The following is a 1,124-nucleotide window of genomic DNA, read 5'->3' as shown; positions in this document are numbered from 1 at the left end:
GTCAACGACACGCTGAGCTACCGCGTCCGCGTGACCAACACGGGCAATGTGACTCTGACGGATGTGGTCGTCACCGACGACAAGATCACGCCGAATACGATCACTTGCGCGACGTTGGCCCCGGGTGCGACTTGCGACCTGGTGGGCACCTATAAAGTCCAGCAGTCCGACGTCAATGCTGGTTCGATCGTCAACAAGGCGACGGTCGGCACCTCGACGCCGAACGTCTGTCCGGCCGGTTCCACAGACGCCAAGTGCAACCCGACCGTCACCACGCCGGTGACCCAGGCGCCGAACCTGACCTCGGAGAAGACCCAAACCAGCAATGCCGACGAAGACGGCAGCGGCAGCATCACCGTCAACGACACGTTGAGCTATCGCATCCGCGTGACCAACACCGGCAACGTGACCCTGACGGATGTGGTCGTCACCGACGACAAGATCACGCCGAACACGATCACCTGCGCCACGCTGGCGCCGGCGGCGACCTGCGACCTGGTGGGCAACTACAAGGTCCAGCAGTCCGACGTAAACGCCGGCTTGATCGTCAACAAGGCGACGGTCGGTACCTCGACGCCGAACGTGTGTCCGGCCGGTTCGACCGACGCCAAGTGCAACCCGACCGTGACGACGCCGGTGACCCAGGCGCCGAACCTGACCTCGGAGAAGACCCAGACCAGCAATGCCGACGAAGACGGTAGCGGTTCGATCACCGTCAACGACACGCTGAGCTACCGCATCCGCGTGACCAATACGGGCAACGTGACCCTGACGGACGTTGTCGTCACCGATGACAAGATCACGCCGAATACGATCACCTGCGCCACGCTGGCGCCGGCGGCGACCTGCGACCTGGTCGGCACCTACAAGGTCCAGCAGGCCGACGTGAACGCCGGCTCGATCGTCAACAAGGCTACCGTCGGTACCTCGACGCCGAACGTGTGTCCGGCCGGCTCGACCGACGCCAAGTGCAACCCGACCGTCACCACGCCGGTGACCCAGTCGCCGAACCTGAGCTCGGAGAAGACCCAGACCAGCAACGCCGACGAAGACGGCAGCGGCTCGATCACCGTCAACGACACGCTGAGCTACCGCGTCCGCGTGACCAACACGGGCAATGTGAC

General features: G+C 64.1%; 1 protein-coding gene. It reads left to right on the top strand.

The window, feature by feature from the left end:
- Nucleotides 1-1,124, top strand: a 1,124-nt coding sequence (locus tag BLU84_RS24905; protein WP_211664605.1) for a DUF7507 domain-containing protein, incomplete at both ends; no start/stop codon positions are given.

The organism is Lysobacter enzymogenes (assembly GCF_900106525.1).
GTDB classification, from domain to species: domain Bacteria; phylum Pseudomonadota; class Gammaproteobacteria; order Xanthomonadales; family Xanthomonadaceae; genus Lysobacter; species Lysobacter enzymogenes.
The sequence above is the reverse complement of the archived record's forward strand: the minus strand, read 5'-3'. Positions and strand labels throughout refer to the sequence as shown.